Source organism: Mesorhizobium sp. M0618, from assembly GCF_040320765.1.
Taxonomy (GTDB): Bacteria; Pseudomonadota; Alphaproteobacteria; order Rhizobiales; family Rhizobiaceae; genus Mesorhizobium.
In genome coordinates this window covers 50,061-71,536 of record NZ_JAMYQH010000030.1, presented here as the reverse complement: position 1 = coordinate 71,536, position 21,476 = coordinate 50,061, and the positions used below count along the sequence as shown (strand labels likewise).

The 21,476-nt window shown below is 64.0% G+C and carries 18 protein-coding genes; 10 read left to right on the top strand and 8 right to left on the bottom strand.

Annotated features, from left to right (window positions below; translation table 11 throughout):
* Window positions 1-13: 13 nt before the first annotated feature.
* Entirely contained in the window at window positions 14-1,153 is a 1,140-nt protein-coding gene (locus NKJ04_RS26675) for a citrate/2-methylcitrate synthase (protein ID WP_352678129.1), read from the top strand.
* A gap of 19 nt (window positions 1,154-1,172) precedes the next feature.
* Here the strand turns inward: NKJ04_RS26675 and phaR are convergent, their stop codons facing one another.
* On the bottom strand, window positions 1,173-1,784 hold the full coding sequence (gene phaR, locus NKJ04_RS26670) for a polyhydroxyalkanoate synthesis repressor PhaR (protein WP_352678126.1): 612 nt from the start codon (window positions 1,782-1,784) through the stop codon (window positions 1,173-1,175).
* A 301-nt stretch (window positions 1,785-2,085) separates the two neighbouring features.
* Between phaR and NKJ04_RS26665 the strand changes: the two genes are divergently transcribed.
* The 6 genes from NKJ04_RS26665 (at window position 2,086) to NKJ04_RS26640 (ending at window position 10,175) form a co-directional block, all read left to right on the top strand.
* Window positions 2,086-3,264: an acetyl-CoA C-acetyltransferase gene (locus NKJ04_RS26665; RefSeq protein WP_128305521.1), complete on the top strand. Its 1,179-nt coding sequence runs from the start codon at window positions 2,086-2,088 to the stop codon at window positions 3,262-3,264.
* Window positions 3,265-3,357: 93 nt separating this feature from the next.
* On the top strand, window positions 3,358-4,083 hold the full coding sequence (phbB, locus tag NKJ04_RS26660; RefSeq protein WP_352678123.1) for an acetoacetyl-CoA reductase: 726 nt from the start codon (window positions 3,358-3,360) through the stop codon (window positions 4,081-4,083).
* Between the two features lie 721 nt (window positions 4,084-4,804).
* Entirely contained in the window at window positions 4,805-8,251 is a 3,447-nt protein-coding gene (locus NKJ04_RS26655; RefSeq protein ID WP_352678120.1) for a helicase-related protein, read from the top strand.
* A gap of 16 nt (window positions 8,252-8,267) precedes the next feature.
* Complete coding sequence (locus tag NKJ04_RS26650) at window positions 8,268-8,654, top strand: RNA-binding S4 domain-containing protein (protein ID WP_127297242.1); 387 nt, start codon at window positions 8,268-8,270, stop codon at window positions 8,652-8,654.
* Between the two features lie 234 nt (window positions 8,655-8,888).
* The gene (gene fdxA / locus NKJ04_RS26645; protein ID WP_023699302.1) at window positions 8,889-9,227 is read left to right on the top strand and encodes a ferredoxin FdxA; all 339 of its coding nucleotides are present in this window, start codon (window positions 8,889-8,891) and stop codon (window positions 9,225-9,227) included.
* A 366-nt stretch (window positions 9,228-9,593) separates the two neighbouring features.
* Window positions 9,594-10,175 (top strand): CarD family transcriptional regulator, encoded by a 582-nt coding sequence (locus NKJ04_RS26640; RefSeq protein WP_013529179.1) that lies wholly within the window; start codon window positions 9,594-9,596, stop codon window positions 10,173-10,175.
* A gap of 172 nt (window positions 10,176-10,347) precedes the next feature.
* Here NKJ04_RS26640 and NKJ04_RS26635 read toward each other — a convergent pair whose 3' ends face one another.
* Window positions 10,348-12,117, bottom strand: a complete 1,770-nt coding sequence (locus tag NKJ04_RS26635; RefSeq protein WP_352678116.1) for a hybrid sensor histidine kinase/response regulator — start codon at window positions 12,115-12,117, stop codon at window positions 10,348-10,350.
* Window positions 12,118-12,246: 129 nt separating this feature from the next.
* On the opposite strand from NKJ04_RS26635, the gene NKJ04_RS26630 reads away from it, so the two are divergent.
* On the top strand, window positions 12,247-12,906 hold the full coding sequence (locus tag NKJ04_RS26630; protein WP_128305518.1) for a response regulator: 660 nt from the start codon (window positions 12,247-12,249) through the stop codon (window positions 12,904-12,906).
* A gap of 157 nt (window positions 12,907-13,063) precedes the next feature.
* Window positions 13,064-13,681, top strand: coding sequence for a LysE family translocator (locus NKJ04_RS26625; RefSeq protein ID WP_352611411.1), 618 nt, complete (start codon window positions 13,064-13,066; stop codon window positions 13,679-13,681).
* A gap of 64 nt (window positions 13,682-13,745) precedes the next feature.
* Here NKJ04_RS26625 and NKJ04_RS26620 read toward each other — a convergent pair whose 3' ends face one another.
* The 3 genes from NKJ04_RS26620 to NKJ04_RS26610 form a co-directional block, all read right to left on the bottom strand.
* Window positions 13,746-14,516, bottom strand: a complete 771-nt coding sequence (locus NKJ04_RS26620; protein WP_352611410.1) for an amino acid ABC transporter ATP-binding protein — start codon at window positions 14,514-14,516, stop codon at window positions 13,746-13,748.
* Complete coding sequence (locus NKJ04_RS26615) at window positions 14,513-15,193, bottom strand: amino acid ABC transporter permease (protein ID WP_031213968.1); 681 nt, start codon at window positions 15,191-15,193, stop codon at window positions 14,513-14,515. Before NKJ04_RS26615 ends, NKJ04_RS26620 begins: the two co-directional genes overlap by 4 nt.
* A 138-nt stretch (window positions 15,194-15,331) precedes the next feature.
* Window positions 15,332-16,105 carry an amino acid ABC transporter substrate-binding protein gene (locus NKJ04_RS26610; RefSeq protein ID WP_128305517.1) on the bottom strand — a complete coding sequence of 258 codons (774 nt, stop codon included), beginning with the start codon at window positions 16,103-16,105 and terminating at the stop codon, window positions 15,332-15,334.
* A 323-nt stretch (window positions 16,106-16,428) separates the two neighbouring features.
* Between NKJ04_RS26610 and NKJ04_RS26605 the strand changes: the two genes are divergently transcribed.
* Complete coding sequence (locus tag NKJ04_RS26605) at window positions 16,429-17,292, top strand: RNA polymerase factor sigma-32 (protein WP_023814301.1); 864 nt, start codon at window positions 16,429-16,431, stop codon at window positions 17,290-17,292.
* Between the two features lie 24 nt (window positions 17,293-17,316).
* Here NKJ04_RS26605 and NKJ04_RS26600 read toward each other — a convergent pair whose 3' ends face one another.
* The 3 genes from NKJ04_RS26600 to thiP all read right to left on the bottom strand — a co-directional run bounded on the left by NKJ04_RS26600 (window position 17,317) and on the right by thiP (window position 21,446).
* Window positions 17,317-18,786 carry a M48 family metalloprotease gene (locus tag NKJ04_RS26600; protein WP_127297425.1) on the bottom strand — a complete coding sequence of 490 codons (1,470 nt, stop codon included), beginning with the start codon at window positions 18,784-18,786 and terminating at the stop codon, window positions 17,317-17,319.
* A 256-nt stretch (window positions 18,787-19,042) separates the two neighbouring features.
* Entirely contained in the window at window positions 19,043-19,834 is a 792-nt protein-coding gene (gene thiQ / locus NKJ04_RS26595) for a thiamine ABC transporter ATP-binding protein (protein ID WP_352440953.1), read from the bottom strand.
* Entirely contained in the window at window positions 19,827-21,446 is a 1,620-nt protein-coding gene (gene thiP / locus NKJ04_RS26590) for a thiamine/thiamine pyrophosphate ABC transporter permease (RefSeq protein WP_352678109.1), read from the bottom strand. Before thiP ends, thiQ begins: the two co-directional genes overlap by 8 nt.
* Window positions 21,447-21,476 lie beyond the last annotated feature (30 nt).

The window sequence follows — 21,476 nt, the reverse complement described above, 5'->3', positions numbered from 1 at the left end:
ATCAGGGCTCGATATGTCCGAATGGTTGTCCCGGGAAGAGGCGCTGGAGAGGCTCAAGGTGCGGGCGCAGACGCTGTACGCCTATGTCAGCCGTGGGCGCATCGGCATGCGGCCCGACCGCGCCGATCCGCGCCGCAGCCAGTACCGCGCCGACGATGTCGCCGCACTGGCGACCCGCCGGGCGCGCGGCCGCAGCCCGTCAGTCATCGCCGAAAGCGCCATCGCCTGGGGTGAGCCCTCGATCGCAACGGCGATTTCGACGGTCTCGCACGGTCGGCTTATCTATCGCGGGCAGGACGCCGCAGTGCTCTCCGGGCACGCCACACTGGAAGAAGCCGCCGCCGTGCTCTGGGCTCTGCCGGAACCGGTGGCTTTCGAAGCACCGTCGCCGGATGCGCCCTATCAGGCTGGCCGGGCTACGGCCTTTGCGCAACTTGCCGTGCTTGCCGGCCAGGGACGCCCATCGCTTGGGCGCAGCGCCGCCTCGCTGCATGCCGACGCCGCGCACGCGGTCGGCGTGCTGGCCGGCGCGCTGGGCGCACCGGCAGGACCGGATCCCATCCATCAGCGGCTTGCGCAGGACTGGTCGGTGGATGCCGGCGGCGCCGATGCGATCCGCCGCGCGCTTGTCCTGCTTGCCGATCATGAACTGAATGCGTCGACCTTCGCTGCGCGCGTCGCAGCCTCGACCGGCGCGCCGCTGGCCGCTTGCCTGCTGGCAGGGCTCGCGACACTGTCAGGTCCTCGCCATGGCGGCGCCGGCGAGGCGGTGATGCAACTGGCCGAGGATGCGGCGCGGCATGGCGCCGATGCGACGATCCGGCGCTGGCTCAGCCATGACCGGCCGCTGCCGGGGTTCGGTCATCAGCTCTATCCTGACGGCGATCCCCGAGGGGCGGCGCTGCTGTCGGTGATCGAGGTTGACGGCACACTGTCGTCGTTGCGCGACGCTGCCCTTGCCACGACCGGCGCGCTTCCCAACATCGACTTCGGGCTGGCCGCGCTGACGCGCAGCCTTGGCTTGCCGCGCGATGCACCGTTTCGCCTGTTTGCGCTCGCACGCAGCGTCGGCTGGGCCGAGCACACGGTCGAACAGATAACAAGCGGAAGTAACATCAGGCCGCGCGGCCGCTATGAAGGCGCGCTGGTGTAAGATCGCAAGAGCAATAAGCTCACGACATCGTGTCGAGCTTGCGCTGCATGGCCGCGATCTGGTCCTTCAGTTCCTGAAGATCGTCGGGTTTTTCTGACGTTTCCTTCCTGGCCGGCTCGGACGACGGCGCGGCGGCTGGCGCGGTGCCGGCGGGCGGGAACGGCGTGAACAGCCGCATCGCATTCTGGAACATTTCCATGTTGCGGCGTGTCTGTTCCTCCAGCGCCTTGATCGGCGTGGTGATCTTCATCATGTCGAGCGGCGACTTGCCGATCGCCCCCTTCATCTGCTCGCGAAAGCGCTCCTGCTCCTTGGAAAAGGCGAGCATCGACTGTTCGAGGAAGCTCGGCACGATCATCTGCATCTGGTCGCCGTAATAAGCGATGAGCTGGCGCAGGAACGGGATCGGCAGCATGTTTTGCCCGTCCTTGTTCTCCAGTTCGAAGATGATCTGGGTCAGCACCGGATGCGTGATGTCGTCGCCGGTCTTGGCGTCCTGGACGGTGAACTCCTCGCCCTTCTTGACCATCTCGGCGAGGTCCTCGAGCGTCACATAGGTGCTGGTGCCGGTGTTGTAGAGGCGGCGATTGGCGTATTTCTTGATGATGATCGGATCGTCTTTAGCGGCCATCTACATCCTCCCGGGGACACCGGCGCGCCTCTGAGCAAGCCGCCGATAACGATTGTGCCTTTTTTTTGAGGATATGCGCAAAAGCTTCACAATTCCAAGCAGTTTGTGCAGTGCGGGATCACTAAATGCTGCATAGCAGGCAAAATATGCTGCGCAGCAATGGACGAATGGCCGCCATGGCAAGGCACGACCTGCTTGCGGCGCATGGGCGCCCTGCCTATTTCCGGTTTGACTTGGGGTTGGGAAAGGGCAAGAAAAGTCCCTAACGACAGAACGACACCCTTGAAGTCTGGAGAAGAAAATGTCCGCTTCCATCGTCATTGCCAGCGCGGCGCGCACGCCGGTCGGCTCCTTCAACGGCGCCTTTGCCGCCACCCCGGCGCATGAGCTCGGTGCCGTTGTCATCAGGGAATTGCTGTCGCGTGCCGGTGTCGAACCAGGCGAGGTCGACGAGGTCATCCTCGGCCAGGTGCTGACCGCCGCGCAAGGCCAGAACCCGGCCCGCCAGGCATCGATCAATGCTGGCTTGCCCAAGGAAACCACAGCCTGGGGCCTCAATCAGGTTTGCGGCTCGGGCCTGCGTGCCATTGCGCTCGGCATGCAGCAGATCGCCACCGGCGATGCCAAGGTCATCGTCGCCGGCGGCCAGGAATCGATGTCGCTTTCGACCCATGCCCAGCACCTGCGCGCCGGCGTCAAGATGGGCGACTTCAAGTTGATCGACACCATGATCAAGGACGGGCTGTGGGATGCCTTCAACGGTTATCACATGGGCAACACCGCCGAAAACGTGGCACGTCAGTTCCAGATCACCCGCGAAGACCAGGATCAGTTTGCGCTGGCTTCGCAGAACAAGGCCGAGGCCGCGCAAAAGGCCGGCAAGTTCAAGGACGAGATCGTCGCCGTCACACTCAAGGGCAAGAAGGGCGACACCATTGTCGACCAGGACGAATACATCCGCCATGGCGCCACGCTCGACGCCATGACCAAGCTGAAGCCGGCCTTTGACAAGGACGGCACGGTGACCGCCGCCAACGCCTCCGGCATCAATGACGGTGCCGCCGGCGCGCTGCTGATGAGCGAGGCGGAAGCGGTGAGGCGCGGCATCACCCCGCTGGCACGCATCGTGTCCTGGGCAACCGCCGGCGTCGATCCGCAGATCATGGGCACCGGCCCGATCCCAGCATCGCGCAAGGCCTTGGAAAAGGCCGGCTGGTCGGTCGGCGATCTCGACCTGGTCGAGGCCAACGAGGCCTTTGCCGCGCAGGCCTGCGCCGTCAACAAGGACATGGGCTGGGACCCCTCGATCGTCAACGTCAATGGCGGCGCCATCGCCATCGGCCACCCGATCGGTGCTTCCGGCGCCCGTGTCTTCAACACGCTGGTCTTCGAGATGCGCCGGCGCGGCGCCAAGAAGGGTCTCGCTACCCTGTGCATCGGCGGCGGCATGGGCGTCGCCATGTGTATCGAAGCACTCTGAAGAACTCACTAACCGGGCGGCGCGAGCCGCCCGTTCTGTATCCAGTGCCTGCCAAGCCCGACAACAGGGCGGTATCAAAAAAAGGGGAAATGCATGACCAAGGTAGCAATCGTCACAGGCGGATCGCGCGGCATCGGGGCGGCGATCTCGATCGCATTGAAGACCGTCGGCTATTCGGTTGCCGCGAACTACGCCGGCAATGACGCCGCAGCGGCGAAATTCAAGGCCGAGACCGGCATTCCGGTCTACAAATGGTCGGTCGCCGACTATGATTCCTGCGCGGCCGGCATCAAGCAGGTCGAGGCCGATCTCGGCCCGGTCTCGGTGCTGGTCAACAATGCCGGCATCACCCGCGACGCCATGTTCCACAAGATCACGCGCGAGCAGTGGAATGAGGTCATCGACACCAACCTGTCCGGCGTCTTCAACATGACGCATCCGCTGTGGAGCGGCATGCGCGACCGCAAGTTCGGCCGCGTCATCACCATCTCGTCGATCAACGGCCAGAAAGGCCAGGCCGGCCAGGTCAACTATTCCGCCGCGAAGGCTGGCGACATCGGTTTCAGCAAAGCCCTCGCTCAAGAGGGAGCCCGCGCGGGCATCACCGTCAACGTCATCTGCCCTGGCTACATCGCCACCGAGATGGTCAAGGCGATCGACGAGAGGGTGCTCAACGACCGCATCATCCCGCAAATCCCCGTCGGTCGCCTCGGCGAACCGGAAGAGATCGCGCGCTGCGTAGTCTTCCTCGCATCCGAAGATGCCGGCTTCATCACCGGCTCGACCATCACGGCCAACGGTGGCCAATACTTCGCCTGACGACGTGGCGATGTAGGAGATCGACGGGCCGGCACACCGGCCCGTTTCCGGCACGGTCCCTTTGACGTGCTCGCGACCGTAGCTGACCCAATTCGGCACGCGAAGGTTAACAGCCGGCAGCAGCCCTGTGCAAAAGCTCCCTGGCAACCTGTGGATTCTCGGTGGATAAACTGTTCACAACACAAGATATTGAGGTGAACAAATCGGGAAAATTACGCCATCGCCGATTCGTCGCCGATTCGTTCCGGCTATGAGCTGAACGTTAACGACGACAGCCGGAAATCGCCTGCCCAACTGCTTAACGCAGGTTAAGAAAGATCAACAATTTCATAATGTTGGTCGAGGCGCGCCAAGCCACCGTGATTGTTTCCAGGCAAAGGTTAACGGCAACGCCCTCTTAGCATGAAACGGGCCAGTTCAGCGATTCAGCATGTGGTGCGACTCGCGGTCGCGAAATCCACATGTAGCCGTGAACAAAAGCTGAATCTGCAGGAGTCACTGATTCGTCGCCGATTCGTTCCAGACTCGTTCTATCCGTTAATCCGCAGCCGATTGAAAGCTTGACAAAACCACCTTCTCGCCGCCGACGGAACATTCCGCTTTCGCTTCGCGCCCGAAATCCCTATGTGTCGCCTGTCATACGCGCCATTTGAGGCACGCTCCCGACAACCAGAGGCCAAGAAGCCTTATTTCCAGGTCCCAGAAGCCTTATTCTAGGTTGATGAACATCCAGCCCAAACACACCGAGCCGCTGATCCTGTCGGGCCGCGACGTGACCGCCGTGCTCGGGCCGACCAACACCGGCAAGACCCATCTCGCAATCGAGCGCATGGTGGCGCATGAGAGTGGTATCATCGGCCTGCCGCTCAGGCTGCTGGCGCGCGAGGTCTACGCCCGTGTCTGCGAAAAGGTCGGCGCCCACAAAGTGGCGCTGATCACCGGCGAGGAAAAGATCCAGCCGCCGGGCGCCAGATATTCGGTCTGCACTGTCGAGGCCATGCCGCGCGAGACCGACGCCGCCTTCGTCGCCATCGACGAAGTGCAGCTCGCCGGCGACCTCGAGCGTGGCCACATCTTCACCGACCGCATCCTGCATCTGCGCGGCCGCCAGGAAACGCTGCTGCTCGGTGCAGCCACCATGCATGGCATTCTGCAGCGCCTGCTGAGGGGTGTCTCGGTGGTGACGCGGCCGAGGCTGTCGCATCTTGCCTATGCCGGCTCCAAGAAGCTGACCCGCCTGCCGCGGCGCACGGCGATCGTCGCCTTCTCGGCCGACGAGGTCTACGCAATCGCCGAGCTGATCCGCCGCCAGCAGGGTGGTGCCGCTGTCGTGCTCGGCGCGCTCTCGCCGCGCACCCGCAACGCCCAGGTGGCGCTGTTCCAGTCCGGCGATGTCGACTACCTCATCGCCACCGATGCCATCGGCATGGGTCTCAACCTCGATCTCGACCACGTCGCCTTCGCCCAGAACCGCAAGTTCGACGGCTTCCAGTATCGCAACCTGACCGCGGCCGAGCTCGGCCAGATCGCCGGCCGCGCCGGCCGGCATCTGCGCGACGGCACCTTCGGCGTCACTGGCCAGGTCGACCCGCTGGACGAAGAGCTGATCAAGAAGATCGAAGGCCATGATTTCGATCCGGTGAAGGTGCTGCAGTGGCGCACCGCGCATTTCGACTTCGCCAGCCTCGACGCGCTGAAGCGCTCGATCGAGACCAACGCCCCCGTCGAGGGACTGACGCGGGCATTGCCTGCCGTCGATGCACAGGCGCTCGAGCATCTGTCGCGCGACGAGGACATTCGCGCACTCACCACCAATGCCAAGCGCGTGGCGCTGCTGTGGGAAGCCTGCGCGCTGCCCGACTACCGCAGGATCGCGCCGGCGCAGCATGCCGACCTTATCGCTTCCATTTACACGGACCTGGCACGCCACGGCCATGTCGACGAGAATTACATGGCTGAGCAGGTGCGCCGCGCCGACACCACCGAGGGCGACATCGACACGCTGTCGCATCGCATTGCCCAGATCCGCACCTGGACATTCGTGTCGAACCGGCCCGGCTGGCTGGCCGATCAGGCACACTGGCAGGAAAAGACGCGCGAAATCGAAGACAGATTGTCGGATGCGCTGCATGAGCGGTTGACGAAACGCTTCGTAGACCGCAGGACTTCCGTCCTCATGCGGCGCCTTAGAGAAAATACCATGCCTGAAGCCGAAATTAGTCCTACCGGAACCGTCCTTGTCGAAGGCCATCATGTCGGCGAGCTGCAAGGGTTCCGCTTCACCGCGGACCAGACCGCCGGCGGTGAAGACGCCAAGGCGGTGCGCACCGCCGCCCAGAAGGCGCTGGCCGCCGAGTTCGAGGCTCGCGCCGAACGCTTTGGCGCCTCGGCCAATGGCGACATCGCGCTTGGCTCGGACGGCACGCTGCGCTGGATCGGCGCGCCGATCGGCACGCTGGTATCAGGCGAAGACGCGCTGAAGCCGCGGCTGGTGCTGCTGGCCGACGAACAGCTGACCGGCCCGGCGCGCGACAAGGTCGCCGCGCGTGCAGAGCGATTCGTCAATTTCCAGATCGAGTCGCTGCTGAAGCCGCTGGTCGATCTCAGGAACGCCGACCAGATTTCCGGCATCGGCCGCGGCATCGCCTTCCAGCTGGTCGAGAATTTCGGCCTCATCAACCGCCGCGACATCGCCGAGGAGATGAAGTCGCTCGACCAGGAAGGCCGCGCCGCCCTTCGCCGGCTTGGCGTGCGCTTCGGCGCCTACCATGTCTTCGTGCCGGCGCTGATCAAGCCGGCGCCTGCCGGGCTGGTGACATTGCTGTGGGCGCTGAAGAACGACGGCAAGGACAAGCCGGGCTTTGGCGACGTGGTCCATGCGCTCGCCTCGGGTCGCACCTCGGTGGTGATCGACCCTGCTTTCGACAAGACGTTCTACAAGCTTGCCGGCTACCGCAATCTCGGCCGTCGCGCCGTGCGCATCGACATACTGGAACGGCTGGCGGATCTGATCCGTCCGGCGACCAACTGGAAGCCCGGCCTCGGTCAGCGCCCGGACGGCGCCTATGACGGCCAGTCCTTCATGGTGACGCCGCCGATGATGTCGATCCTCGGCGCCACCGCCGACGACATGGAAGAAATCCTCAAGGGTCTCGGCTATCGTGCCGAGCCGAAGCCGGCCGTCGAGGTCAAGGCGCGGCTCGAAGCACAGGACAATGCCGCGCGCGAAGCGGCGGTGGCGAAGCTTGCGACGGAAGAAGCTGCACGAGCCGAGCAGGCCGAAGCGGCGGAAGCCGCGGCAACGGATGCCGCAGCAGAGGCAGCCGTCGAAGGGTCGGAGCCGGCATCGGACGCAGTGGCCGTTTCGGAAACCGCGGCCGAAATTCCCGCCGAAATCACCCCCGACGCCGCGGCTGAACCTGCTGCGCCTGCCGTGGAAGAACAGGCGGACGCTCCTGTCGAAACCGTGCAAGACGAAGCGCCTGTAGCCGAGGCTGCGCCCGACGTCGCCGAACCGGCGCCGATTGAACCGCAGGCAGAGACTGAGACTGCCGAGATCGAAGTTGCAGCGGCAGAAGAAGCCGCAACGGCCGAGTTGGTGTCAAATGCCGCGCCGGCAACGGACGCCGCGCCGGACGAACCTGTGGCGGTGAATGAAGCAGCCGCCGGCGAACCCGCTCCGGAAGCCGAAGCGCCAAAACCCATCCTGTTGTGGCGTCAGGGCCGGTTCGAACAGCGTCCGCGCAACCGCGACGACAACCGAAGGAACAATCGCCCACGCAACGGACAAGCGCGCGGTCGAAGCGATGCACCCGTGGATACCGCCGGCGCACCGGCCGTAGCTGCACCCGGAGAACGGCCTGCCCATGAAGGCCGGCGCGATGGAGCCGGCAAGCCGCGCTTCGACCGCTCGAAATTCAAACCCAAGCCGCAGGCCGAAGGCGAACAGCGGCGTGACGGCAGGCCGCAAGGCGAGCGTCCCGACCGCCGTGAGGGCCGTCCCGACTGGAAGGGTGGCAGGCCGGATGCCAAAGGTGGTCCCGATCGAAGCCCTGGGGGCGGCAAGCCTGCCTTCCAGCCCAAGCCGCGCGAGGAGCGCCCGGTGCGCTTCGACCCGGATTCGCCCTTCGCCAAGCTCGCCGCATTGCGCGACCAGTTGAAGAAGTAGAACCCGGCTCGCTTCGATGGTTGCCGAAGGCCGCCAGCGCATCGACAAATGGCTGTTCTTCTCACGCGCCGTGAAATCGCGCTCGCTGGCGGCAAAACTGGTCGTCGCCGGCCGCGTTCGCATCAATCGCGACAAAGCAGCGCAGGCCTCCGATCAGGTCAAGCCAGGCGACGTCCTGACCATCACGCTCGAGCGCCGCATCTTCATCTGGAAGGTGCTCGGCGCCGGTACGCGGCGCGGCCCGGCCGAGGAGGCCCGTACGCTTTACGAGGACATGTCGCCACCGCCCGCACCGAAGGGCGAAGCCCCTCCCGATGCAATTCCGGGGCTGCGCGAGGCCGGCAGCGGCCGCCCGACCAAGAAGGAACGTCGCCAGACCGACCGATTGCTCGGCGAAGACTGATGCCTGGCGTCCAAAAACACGCAGCGGTTTTGGGACAACGGCACGCCTGAGGCGAGAACTGAGCCCGGCAAACAGACGCTCTGCGGGACATGACTGACTTCCGCCGGGCCTTCAGTCTGGAATTCCATTCCGGAAACACCGGCACCGTCCGCAATGGCTACCCTTGCAAGCGGTCGACAAAGGCGTTACCTGACGGAAAAAGCCCAACAAAATGGGACGTCCCGGAGCCGACCGATGACCTATGTCGTGACCGACAATTGCATCAAATGCAAATACATGGACTGCATCGAAGTCTGTCCGGTCGACTGTTTCTACGAAGGCGAGAACATGCTCGTCATCCATCCCGACGAGTGCATCGACTGCGGCGTTTGCGAGCCGGAATGCCCGGCCGACGCGATCAAGCCTGACACCGAACCCGGCCTCGACAAATGGCTGCAGGTCAACACCGAATACGCCGACAAATGGCCCAACATCACCGCCAAGAAGGAACCGCCGGCCGACGCCAAATCCTTCGACGGCGAGGCCGGCAAGTTCGAGAAATACTTCTCGGCAGAGCCCGGCGAAGGCGATTGACAACACGGCCGCAAAGGCCGGTATTACGCTGGGTAAGAGGCACGTCGCATTAACCGGCTTGACAGGCGGCGCTGGCCTGTGGCCTTCGCTTGTGCAGCAAAACCTTGATTCTTCCGACTTTTTGTGTTACATCAGCGAAACATGCCGGTGACACAACGTCGATTTATGGCGCAGACGCCCCAAATCACTGAAAGGTGAAAATCCCATTCGGACCAGAGCGATCTGGGCCAGGCGGTCGCAATGTCGCGTTTGCCGGTCCGGCTTTTCCGATGGGTTCATCTGTTGTGCGGCTAACGATCGGCTTCCCCGATCGCGCGAGTTCGGACCGGCAGGACGCCGGTGCCACAACAAGGAGTTCAGGGCGTAATGGCAACGATCACCCCGCAGAAGAAGTCCACCGCTGCGCGTCACGGTTTCAAGACCGGCGAGTACATCGTCTACCCGGCGCACGGCGTCGGCCAGATCGTCTCGATCGACGAGCAGGAAGTTGCTGGACACAAGCTGGAACTGTTCGTCATCGACTTTTCGAAGGACAAGATGCGCCTGAAGGTGCCGGTCGCCAAGGCGACCTCCATCGGCATGCGCAAGCTGTCGGAAGAGGATTATGTCGAGCGCGCGCTGAAGGTCGTGCAGGGCCGCGCCCGCGTCAAGCGCACCATGTGGTCGCGCCGTGCCCAGGAATATGATGCGAAGATCAATTCGGGCGACCTGATCTCGATCTCGGAAGTCGTGCGCGACCTCTACCGTGCCGACAACCAGCCGGAGCAGTCCTATTCCGAGCGCCAGCTCTATGAGGCGGCGCTCGATCGCATGGCCCGCGAGATCGCGGCCGTCAACCGCATGTCGGAAACCGAAGCCGTGCGCTTGATCGAGGTCAACCTCAACAAGGGCCCTAAGCGTGGCGCCAAGGCCGACAACGAAGAGGCCGAGCAGGAAGAAGCTGCCTGATCCTTCTCGCCTTTGATTCGAGAGATCCTGCCTGAAACGATTGGAGGCTCCGGTTTGACCGGGGCCTCTTTTGCTTTCGGGCGGCAGCTTCGATGTTGATGATGTACTGCGCACCGGCGTGCTGCATCGCGGCTTGCTGGCGCGCTCCGGGCCGTCCAGCGCGCGTTTTCGGTTAACGTGTGTCCCCACTTGTCGCCTTGCCAGCAAAGCAGACCGCAGCAATGGTTTCGCGCAATTCCTCGTCGGCGATCGGCTTGTGCAGGATGCGGCTGCCGCTGGCGCTGATCTTTTTGAGGCGCGAAGGCGAGGTATCGCCGGTGATGATGATGGTCGGGACAACGCGGCCGATATGGGCGTGAAGCGCACGGATCGCGTCGGTGCCGGTGGTATCATTCTCGAGACGGTAGTCTGCGATGATCAGGTCGACCGGCGCATCGCCGGCAGCCAGCGCCGCCGCATGGGCCTTCCGCGCCTCTCCGGCGGAGCGGCCGGGATAGACACGATGTCCCTCCAGGCTGAGCAAGCGCACCATGGCATCGAGAACATCGCCCTCGTCCTCGACCACGATGATGCCCGCGGCACTGCTGACCGGCGATGTCGTGTCGACCGCTAAGCGAGCTTGCACCGCGCCGGCCTTCGCGACGGTGATGGAAAACAGGGAACCGCGTCCGGATGTCGAAGCCAATTTCAGGGGGTGCCCCAACAGTTCGGCGGTGCGGCGAACGATGGCGAGCCCGAGTCCCAGGCCTTGCGTGCGGTCCCGCGCCGGGTTCTGCAACTGCACGAACTCCTCGAAGACCATCCCCTGCTGATCGGCGGGGATGCCGGGGCCGCTGTCCAGGACCTGTATTTCCACACATGCGCCGCGCCGGCGACAGCCCAGCAGGACACCACCTTGCTTGGTGTAGCGAAAGGCATTCGACACCAGGTTGTTGAGAATGCGCTTCAGCATCATCGGGTCGCTGTCGACGTAGAGGCCGCTGTCGACCACGCGCCACCTAAGTCCGCGCTGTTTCGCCTCGGCGGCGAATTCATTGCGAAGATCACCAAAGAGGTCGCGCAGCGGCACCGCCTCGCTCGCGACCGTGACGATGCCCGCATCGAGCCGGGAGATATCGAGCAAAGCGTTGAGCAGCCCACTGAAGTTGCTGACAACCGATTTCGCTCGGCTGGCCAGCTCGCGCGCCTCGCCGGAGGGTACGTCGCCGCGCTGCCCCAAAACGGCAAGCGTCGAGACCAGCAGGCTCAGGGCATGGATCGGTTGGCGCAGATCGTGACTCGCCGCCGCCAGAAAACGCGTCTTGGCACGGTCGGCGGTCTGCGCCCTGTCGCGTTCCTCTTGCAGATGCTCGACCAGCGTTTCGTTCTCCAATCGCAGGCTGACGGTTTCGCGCAGCATGCGGTAGGTGATACGGCAGTAGTAGAAATTGATCGCCACCAGCGATGCGAGCAGGAACAGGAAGGCGCCGGAAATATCGCTTTGGGTGGTCAGGCAGCGAAGGGCGACCGGCACCACCGTTGCCAGGATGGAACCAACCAGCGCCGGCGGAAAGGCCGACAGAGACGGCACCGTGCCGCAGACGAGACCAGTTAGGACAATGACCGTGAAGGACAGCACGATCGGCGCCTCGGGCATGAAGCCGACCCAGCCAAGCACACCCCACAGAAGGCCCGACATGCAGGAAAACGCCGTAGCCAGCCATGCCCAGCGCAAGATCGAGTGGCGATCCCGGGCGCGGCTGAAAAAACGGCGCGACGCCAGCACCCGGATAGCCGTCAGCAGATACAGCGCCGCTAGCCAGCCGATCAGCCAATTGGTGGAAACGGCCGTTCTCAGCACATAGACCGCCGCCATCGAGATCACGATGTTGGAGATGACCACGCCGTAGGAATTGCGATACAAGAGTTCGATCAGGGCCTGGCGTATCTTGTCTTCCTGCATCGAAGCCCTCCAATTGCCCCAAGTATTCTCCGGGCGGTCTTCCCCGGTACCGTTGATCTACCGGCAACCTGTTTCGCATAGATTGGCGATCGATCCATATACGCCGCTGCAGTCCTGGATGGTGCCCTGATGAATCGCCCGCTCACCGCCATACTCGCCGACGACCATGCCATCGTGCGCGAGGGGCTGAAGCTGCTCATCTCGGCAATGGACAATGTCTCGGTCGTCGCCGAGGCTGCGGATGGCGAGGCGCTGCTTGGCCAGCTGCGAAGCACGCGCGCCGACCTTTTGATCCTCGACCTCGGCATGCCAGGTGTCGCCGGGATGCAGTTCATCGCCACCATCAGGACCTTGGCGCCACGCCTGCGGATCGTGGTGCTGACGGCCAATATCGAGCCGAGGACGGTGCGCGCCGCGCTCAGTGCCGGGGCCAACGCCTACCTGACCAAGGACGGCGATCCCGAGGAACTTGGCGCCGCCATCGAAGCGGTCAAGAACGGAGGCACATATCTGGCGAAAACCGTTCGCTTCGCCGTCAGCGATATGGGCAGGGGCAGCGAGCCGATAGCCGCACAGGAAATCCTCTCCCCGGTGCCGCTGACGCGGCGCGAACGGCAGATCCTTCAACTGGTGGCGCAAGGCATGATCACGCGCGACATCGCCGAACGGTTGGGGATCAGCCTGCCGACCGCTCGCAAGCATCGCGAAAACCTGATGGGCAAGCTCAATCTCCACAACACCGCCGAACTGACCGCCTACGCGGTTCGTCTGGGATTGCCCGCCGGCTGACATCGCAGCCGCGACGATGGGCAACCCCGCAACGTCCCCTTAACCATCGGCAGATTAGCCAAGCCCGATCACGATCCAAATACGGCATCTGCCGTATGTTTTCGGCCTGACCCCCAGCCTACTCCTCCCACGGCTTGATCACATGGGAGGAGCCGTCATGCCGTCGCTGGATCTTTGGATTCCGTTCGCCCTCGCAACGCTCGCCTTCGCCTGCATGCCAGGGCCGGCGATTCTCTACATGACCGCGCAAACGCTGGCCCATGGCCGTCAGGCGGGATTGATGGCGGCACTGGGTGTTCATCTCGGCTGTTACGTGCACATCCTGGCCGCGGCGGTCGGGCTCGCCGCACTGATGGAACACGCGCCGGTCGCTTTCTCGATGATCCGATTGGCGGGCGCCATATATCTTATTTCGTTGGGCCTTGCCATGTTCCTGGGCTGGAACCGGATGGGCGAGGACGGTGCCAGGCCGGCGCCGAACACATTTCGCGACAGCATGGTCGTCGAGATCCTCAATCCCAAGACGGCACTGTTCTTCCTGACCTTCCTGCCGCAGTTCGTGGACCCGTCAGCCGCCATTGCCGTAGGGTTGCAATTCCTCATCCTCGGCATCGTCGTCAATCTCATCTTCTCGATGGCCGACCTGGCGGCGGTCGGCATCGCCTCGCTCGCCGTTGGCCGGTTCACTGGCGGCGGCGCCGGATGGGTGATCCCCAAGACATGCGGTTCGATCCTCATCGGACTTGGCGTGGCGCTCGTCAGCCATCATATCTGAACCTGCAAATGAAAAGCCGCGGCTGGGGCCATCACCCGAATTCAACACACTCTGGGCCGCGCGCTTACGCGCCGCCGCCTTCCTTCTCAGCCTCCTGCTTCAGCGTCGCAATGAAGCGCTTGGTCCGTTGCTGCTCCGGATTGTTGAACAGCACCGCGGCCGGTCCCTTCTCGACGACGAGACCGGCATCGAGGAACACCACTTCCTGGGCGATCTTGGAGGCGAGGCGCAGATCATGCGTCGCCATCACCATGGTCGTGCCTTCGCTGGCGAGCTTGCCGAGCACGTCGACCACCTCTTGCGCCAGCTCCGGGTCGAGCGCCGAAGTCGGCTCGTCGCAGAGCAGCACTTTCGGTGACGGCGCCAACGCGCGGGCGATCGCCACGCGCTGCTGCTGGCCGCCCGACAAGGTCGCTGGCCAAGCGTCGGCCTTGTGCGCCATCCCCACCTTCTCCAGCAAAGCCAGCGCCCGCTCGCGTGCCCTCTCAGGCGGCCATCTCAGCACCGTCACCAGCCCTTCCATGACATTCTCGATCGCGGTGCGATGCGGAAACAGTTGAAAATTCTGAAACACCATGCCGGTCTGCAGCCGCAGGCGCTGGATATCCCTGGCCGGAACCCTGCCGCCGAGGTGGAATTCGAGCGTCTCGTCGCCGATCCGCACCGTGCCCGAGGTCGGGATTTCCAGGAGGTTGATGCAGCGCAGCAGGGTGCTCTTCCCCCCGCCCGAAGGTCCGACCAGCGCCGTGACGCTGCCTTCGGCAATGGTGACCGTCACGCCCTTCAACACGAGATTGTCGCCGAAGCGCTTTTCGATGTTGCTGAGGCCGATCATGAGCGTGCCTCCAGGAAGCCGCCATAGCGGTTGAGCCGGATCTCCAGCCGCGTCTGCAAGGCCGACAGCACCGAACTCAGCGCCAGATAAAGGATCGCCGCCTCGACATAGAGGATCAGCGGCTCATAGGTGGTGGCGACGATGCGCTGCGCCGCCTGGAACATCTCCGGCACGGTGATGGCGGCGGCCAGCGACGTGTCCTTGACCAGCGAGATGAAGGTGTTGGAGAGCGGCGGCACCGCGACCCGGCCGGCTTGCGGCAGAATGGTGCGCCGCATCGCCTGGCCCCAGGTCATGCCGATCGAATAGGCGGCTTCCCACTGGCCTTTCGGCACCGAGCCTATGGCCGCGCGGATGATTTCCGACGTGTAGGCGCCGATGTTCAAGGTAAAGCCGATCAGCGCCGCCGTGAAGGCGTCGAGCAGGATCCCGACCGACGGCAGGCCGTAGAAGATGAGGAACAGCTGCACCAGGAGCGGCGTACCGCGGAAGATCCAGACATAGAAGCGCACCAGCGCGACCAGCGGCTTGGGGCCGAACAGCCGGGCGAGTGCAGCACCCAGGCCGACCGTCAAGCCGAGAGCAAAGGACAATAGCGTCAGCGGCACGGTGAAGATCAGCGCCGCCCACAGGAGCGAAGGCAGCGACTCCAGCATCAGTTGCAGCCAGTGCGGCACGTAAGACCCTCCAGATTGGTCGAAGCAGCTTGGTCAAAGCAAGAATGCGTCGGCCATATCACGACAAAAGCGGCGGGCCGTCAAAGACGGCTCGCCGCTCGATAGTCTCATGGGCGGCGGACCGGCCCGCCTCCCGGATTACTTCGAAACGTCCTGGCCGAAATAGGTGTCGGAGATCTTCTTGTAGGTGCCGTCGGCCTTGATATCGGCCAGCGCCTTGTTGATAGCGGCGACCAGCTCCGGGTCGCCCTTGCGCACGATGACGCCGGAATAGTCGGCGTTTTCCTCTTGCGCGGCGATCCTTACATTGGCGTCGGGCTTGTGCTTCTTGAAGTCGAGGAACGACAGACTGTCATTGATCGTGGCGTCGGCGCGGCCGGTCAGAAGCAGCTGGATCGACTGGTCGAAGCCATCGGTGCCGACCAGTTCGGCGCCGTTCGTTTCGGCCAGCTTGCCGAAATTCGAGGTCAGCGACTGCGCCGACTTCTTGCCCTTGAGATCGGCGAAGCTCTTGATGTCGGTGTTGTCGCCGCGCACGATCAGCACCGCCTTAGAGGCGATGTAGGGATCGGAGAAGTCGTACTTTGCCTTGCGGGCGTCGGTGATGCCGACCTGATTGATAACGGCATCGTAGCGATTGGCGTCGAGGCCGGCGATCAGTCCATCCCACTTGCCTTCGAGGAACTCGGCCTTGACGCCAAGCTTGTCGGCGATCGCCTTGGCGATTTCGACGTCGAAGCCGACCAGTGCACCGGACGTGTCATGGTAGGTGAACGGCGCATAGGTGCCTTCCGTGCCGACCTTGATGACACCGGCGTGCTTGATCTGGTCGAGATTGGCGCCGGCATGGCCTGCAGTGACAGCCAGGGCCTGCAGCGTTCCGGCGATGATGAGCGACTTGAGCCATTTCATTTTTCTGTGATCCCGTCCTTGGCCGGCTGGCCGGCATATTTGTGAGCGCTGGAAACTGACAGATGCAAGCCGAAAAAATAAGGAACAGAATTTCAAAAATAACCGGTTTATGAAACCTAATTCTCCAAATGGCACTTTCTGCTCGTCATCGCAGCCATCACGAACCGTCCTGGGAATCCTTCAGGCAACACAATCCCGCCGCCACCGCCGCGGAACCTTTCCCGCGCATGGCAGTTCTGGCTGTTGTAGGGCACGACGCCGCCATTTCAACCCGGGCGCCAGCCAAGTTTGCAAAGTCATCCGCACCACCCAGGGAGCGCCTCATGATGGAAGACACGGCAGGACGGATCATGGTCCGCGCGGCAATGAAGGCTCCCTACCTCGAGCGTGACGAAGAGCATCGGCTTGCATTGCTCTGGAAAGAGGACAACGACCAGAACGCGCTGCACAGCATCACCGTCGCCCATATGCGGCTGGTCATTTCCATGGCCTCCAAATTCCGCCATTACGGCCTGCCGCTCGGCGACCTGGTTCAGGAGGGTCATGTCGGACTGCTCGAGGCCGCCGCCCGCTTCGAGCCGGAGCGCGAGGTGCGGTTCTCGACCTATGCGACATGGTGGATTCGCGCCTCGATGCAGGACTATATCCTGCGCAACTGGTCTATCGTGCGTGGTGGCACCAGCTCGGCCCAGAAGGCGCTGTTCTTCAATTTGCGACGCCTGCGCGCGCGGTTGGCGAATGGCACGGAGCCGCTCTCCAACGCCACGCTCTATCGCGAGGTGTCGGAGGCGCTTGGCGTCTCCGAAGCCGATGTGGCGATGATGGATTCGCGGCTCTCGGCGCCCGACTCCTCGCTCAACATGCCTATTGCCGACGATGCGGGTTCGACCGAGCGCATGGATTTCCTGATTTCGGACGATCCGCTGCCCGACGAGATCGTCGGCGACAAGATCGATGTCGCGCGCCGCTCGCTCTGGCTGAGGGAGGCGCTTCGCGCGCTCAACGCACGGGAACTGAGGATCATCGAGGAACGGCGGCTGAACGACGAGGGCGCAACACTCGAAGCGCTCGGCGAAACGCTCGGCATCTCCAAGGAACGCGTCCGCCAGATCGAGGCCCGCGCCATGGAAAAGCTCAAGGTCGCATTGGTGAAGCAGAATCCGGAGTTCATGGCGACTGCCGCCTGAACGGCGGCAGGCGTCCAGCGGCGCCTACTTGTCGGTGACGATCTTGACCTTGTCGCCGGCCGAAACCGCGGCACCGGGCGACAGCGCATTGAGCACGCGGAACAGGTCGAGCTTGCGGTCGACGCCGACCATCTGCGCCGAAAGCGAACCCATCGTCTGCCCAGGCTGGACGGTGACGACGCGGATGTGCAGCGGCTTCAGCGCCGTCTTTTCGGCAGCGCTCAAAATCCGGAACGAGCCGCTGACCGAGCGGGCGATCGTGTCCAGCGACGTGCTGGCGGAAGGGGCCGCGGTCAGCAGCCGGTAGACCTGGCCGCCGGCGCGGATCACCGCAATGTCGAACTGCCAGCCTTCGGCGCCGGCATGCGCGGTCGCCGCCTCATTGCCGTTGATGGTTTCCTGCTTGACGCTGCTGTCGACGAGACCAGCCACCCAGCCGCTGCGGATATAGTCCGTCAGCGCCCGGTTCTTGTCGATGGAAACGCCATCGAAACGGATCGCTATGTCGCCGGGGCCGGTGGCCGTCACCGCTGCCGCCGAATTGTCGATGATGAAGCCGTCCGGCACCGTGAACGACACGCCAAGGCCCGGGTGCAGGAAGGTTTCGCCGCGCACATAGCCTTCCTCGGGTGTGTCGCCATAGAGCAGGCCGTCTATGCCGGCGAGGAAGGAATCGCGGTCTCGCGTGCCGACGCCCGGCGCGCCGAACTGGCGGGCATGGCGCTGCGCCAGATCGATGCGCTGCGGCGTGTTGGGGTGCGTGGCCAGGAAGTCCAGGCTGGCATCGGTGGCGCCGCTGATCGAGCGGAAATCGGTATAGGCCGACATCGATTGAAGGAAGCGGCCTGCGGCGAAAGGATCGTAGCCGGCCTCGCCGATCGATTTGATGCCGATGGCGTCGGCTTCCAGCTCCTGGTTGCGCGAAAATTGCGCCAGCCTCAGCTTGCCGCGGATCAACGCCGCCTTGGCGGTTGGGCTGTCGCCGAGCACGTCCGAAACCACCTTGGTGGCCAGGCCTTCCTCGGCCTCCAGTTGCTGGCGCTGCAGGCCGTGATTGGCGGTGACGTGGCCCATCTCATGCGCGATGACGGCGGCAAGCTCGGCCGAATCATTGGCCAGCGCCAGGAGGCCGCGGGTGATGTAGAGATAGCCGCCCGGCAGCGCGAAGGCGTTGACGTTGGGCGAATTTAAAATGGTGATGCGATAGGTCTGTGTCGGGTTGGCGGACACCACCGTCAAACTACCGACCACCTTGGCGACCATGCGTTCGAGCTTGGGGTCGGAATATTCACCGCCATAAGTCGCCAGGATGCGCGGGTGCTGCGCCTTGGCCAATTCGGCGAGCTTGTTGTTGGCGCCGACATTGTCCACCGTGATAGGCTTGTCGGAAGGCTGGAAGCCGGATTCCTGAACTTCCGGCGGCGTGAACATCTGGCAGCTTGCCAACGCCACGGCAAAACCGGCCAGCGCGAGAAAACGCGCCAGCGGTTTCATTCCCAATGTGTTAGCGCCGATCGCCAGAACGGCTTCCTTTCGGGTCCCGACGCATGACCACGAAAATCGGGGGCGATCTTCGGAACGTGTCATGCGCTATCTCAAACTGCTGCAGCATCCGTGCCCGTCCCTTAGGGCGGCGGCGGATACTGCAGGCAAATCACGGCCTGTGCCGGACCGGTAGGGCGGACCTAGCCACACTCCCCCGGTCATGGCAAGCAAACGCCACATCGCCTGGAGCCGGTTTGACCGTAAATTATGTCCGCTTCCGGGCAACATCGCGTGATGTGGAATATCCAGTACCCGCGCCGATATAGCGCCGGAACGCCTCCGGACCAGCCCCGGTAAAGAAATCATCAGCCTTGCCGGTTGCGGCCACCAACCCATTGTCGACAAACACCATGTGCTCGCCGATGCGGCGTGCATCCTCGGGCTGGTGGGTGACAAATAGCACCGTCATGGCGCGTTCGGCATGAACGGCAGCAACCAGATCCAGCATCTCGTCGCGCAAAGCGGGTCCGAGCGAAGCAAAGGGCTCGTCGAGCAGCAACACCGGTCGGTCGCGCACCAGCACGCGGGCCAGTGCGACGCGCTGGCGTTCGCCCCCGGAGAGCTCGCGCGGTAGGCGTTTCTCCTTGCCCGCGAGACCGGTGCGCGCAAGCGCCTCGGCGACCGCGGCGCGGTCCGCCTCGGTCAGTCCCAGGGAGGGCGAGCGGCCGAGCCCGACATTCTGCTCGACGGAAAGATGCGCGAAGAGATTGTTCTCCTGGAACACCATCGACACCGGCCGCGCCGAGGCCGGCTCGGTGCTGACATCGGCCCCGCCGATCAGCACGCGGCCCGATTGTGGGGTCTCGAAGCCGGCGACCAGATTGAGCAGTGTCGACTTGCCCGAACCGCTCGGACCCATGATGGCGGTGATCTTCGCCGTGGCGAACTCGACGTCGAAGACAAGTGGCGCATCGCCATAGCTGCCATAACTGAACGACACATTGTCCAGCCGCACCGGCGCGCCCTTTTCGAGCCTGTTGGCCGCCCTCTCACGCATCGCGGACCTTCTCCCTTCCCAGCCAGTGCGCCGCCACGATCAACGCGAGACAGACGAGGCCGAGCAGCAGTGCCAGGCCGGCGGCATCCTCGGTGCGGTAGCTGCCCATCCGTGCCAGAAGAAGGTAGGGCAATGTCTGCACGGAATCACTGCCGAACAGGGCAATGACACCGAGATCGCCGAGCGACAGCGCCATGGCGAAAGCGAAGGCCGTGGCGAGCGGTCGCCGCAGCGACGGCCAGTCGACCAGCATCAGCCGGTTCCAGCCCGCAATGCCGAGCTGTGCGCAGAGCCGTTCGTGACGCTCGCTGGCCGCATCATAGGCGGGACGCACGGCGCGCAGGGCGAACGGCATCGCCATCACCGCATTGACGGTGACGACCATGACCGGGGCGATGGCAAAGACATCGCCGGCATGGCGCAGCAACAGGAACCAGCCGGCGCCGACGACGATCGGCGGCACGACAAGGACAAAACCGGCGCCTGTATCGGTGGCGCGTTCGAGCAGTGTCTTTGCGCCGGCACGGCGGTTCAGCGCCAGTGCCCGCCGCGCCATGGTCAGCGCCAGCGACAGCATCACCGAAAGCAGCGCCGACAGGAAGGCGAGCGCCGCGCTGGTCAGCGTTGCCTGCCGGACGGTGGCCTCGCTGGCCAAACGGCCGAGGTCCGCACCCAACCCGGCCACCACGGTTGCCGCCATCGGCCCAACGACGAACAGCAGCGCCAGGATGATGACTAGCGCGTTCAACCAGGTCTCGCTCCGATTGACCGAGAGATAGCGGCGTTGCGCGACCGGCAAATTGGTGTCGCCGACCACATTGGCGCCCAGGCGCGTCAGGGCCAGCACAACGATAAAGGTCAAGGCGATCTGCAACAGCGTCAGTGTAACGGCCCGCGCGGGATCGAAATCGAAGCGCAGCGCCTGGTAGATGCCGACCTCAAGCGTCGTCGCGGCCGGCCCGCCGCCGAGCGTCAGCACGATGGTGAAGGATGTGATGCAGAGCATGAACACCAGCCCGGCGACGCCGGGCAGTGCGGCGCGCAGCGTTGGCCATTCGATCAGCCGGAACGCCGGCCGCGCCGCCATGCCGAGCTGGCTCGCCAACCGCCATTGGTCGGCCGGTATGGTCTGCAGCGCCTCGAGGAACAGCCGCGTCGCCAGCGGCAGGTTGAAGAAGACATGGGCGACGAGGATGCCGGACAGGCCATAGATGCCCGGCCAGCTTCCCCCGCCGATCACGGCAAGCACGCCGGCGAAATAGCCGGCACGGCCATAAAGCGCCAGGATGCCGAGTGCTGCGACAATAGCCGGCAGCGCCAACGGCACGGCGAAGATCTGCAGGATGAAGGCGCGAGCGAAGAAACGTGGGTGCCGCGACAGAGCGCGCGCCACGAACAGCGCCGGGATGACCGAAAGCAGCGTCGAGAGCGCCGCTTGCCAGAGCGTGAAGCGAATGACGCGAAGCAGATAGGGATCGAAGGTTGCCCAGGCGCCCGAGAAATCATGGGCGCCCTCGAAAAGCAGGCCAGCAAACGCGCCGCCGATCAGCAGCGCGATTGCAGCGAGCGCGAGGGTGCCAGCGGTGATGCGGGGGTCAGACGCGCGTTGCACGCTGGACCACCATTCTTTCCATCGCGGCAA

Bases quoted from the DNA above. Each gene is read 5' to 3' on its own strand.
- NKJ04_RS26675 (WP_352678129.1), top strand. From the start codon at position 14: ATGTCCGAATGGTTGTCCCGGGAAGAGGCGCTGGAGAGGCTCAAGGTG.
- phaR (WP_352678126.1), bottom strand. From the start codon at position 1,784: ATGGCCGCTAAAGACGATCCGATCATCATCAAGAAATACGCCAATCGC.
- NKJ04_RS26665 (WP_128305521.1), top strand. From the start codon at position 2,086: ATGTCCGCTTCCATCGTCATTGCCAGCGCGGCGCGCACGCCGGTCGGC.
- phbB (WP_352678123.1), top strand. From the start codon at position 3,358: ATGACCAAGGTAGCAATCGTCACAGGCGGATCGCGCGGCATCGGGGCG.
- NKJ04_RS26655 (WP_352678120.1), top strand. From the start codon at position 4,805: ATGAACATCCAGCCCAAACACACCGAGCCGCTGATCCTGTCGGGCCGC.
- NKJ04_RS26650 (WP_127297242.1), top strand. From the start codon at position 8,268: ATGGTTGCCGAAGGCCGCCAGCGCATCGACAAATGGCTGTTCTTCTCA.
- fdxA (WP_023699302.1), top strand. From the start codon at position 8,889: ATGACCTATGTCGTGACCGACAATTGCATCAAATGCAAATACATGGAC.
- NKJ04_RS26640 (WP_013529179.1), top strand. From the start codon at position 9,594: ATGGCAACGATCACCCCGCAGAAGAAGTCCACCGCTGCGCGTCACGGT.
- NKJ04_RS26635 (WP_352678116.1), bottom strand. From the start codon at position 12,117: ATGCAGGAAGACAAGATACGCCAGGCCCTGATCGAACTCTTGTATCGC.
- NKJ04_RS26630 (WP_128305518.1), top strand. From the start codon at position 12,247: ATGAATCGCCCGCTCACCGCCATACTCGCCGACGACCATGCCATCGTG.
- NKJ04_RS26625 (WP_352611411.1), top strand. From the start codon at position 13,064: ATGCCGTCGCTGGATCTTTGGATTCCGTTCGCCCTCGCAACGCTCGCC.
- NKJ04_RS26620 (WP_352611410.1), bottom strand. From the start codon at position 14,516: ATGATCGGCCTCAGCAACATCGAAAAGCGCTTCGGCGACAATCTCGTG.
- NKJ04_RS26610 (WP_128305517.1), bottom strand. From the start codon at position 16,105: ATGAAATGGCTCAAGTCGCTCATCATCGCCGGAACGCTGCAGGCCCTG.
- NKJ04_RS26605 (WP_023814301.1), top strand. From the start codon at position 16,429: ATGATGGAAGACACGGCAGGACGGATCATGGTCCGCGCGGCAATGAAG.
- NKJ04_RS26600 (WP_127297425.1), bottom strand. From the start codon at position 18,786: ATGAAACCGCTGGCGCGTTTTCTCGCGCTGGCCGGTTTTGCCGTGGCG.
- thiQ (WP_352440953.1), bottom strand. From the start codon at position 19,834: ATGCGTGAGAGGGCGGCCAACAGGCTCGAAAAGGGCGCGCCGGTGCGG.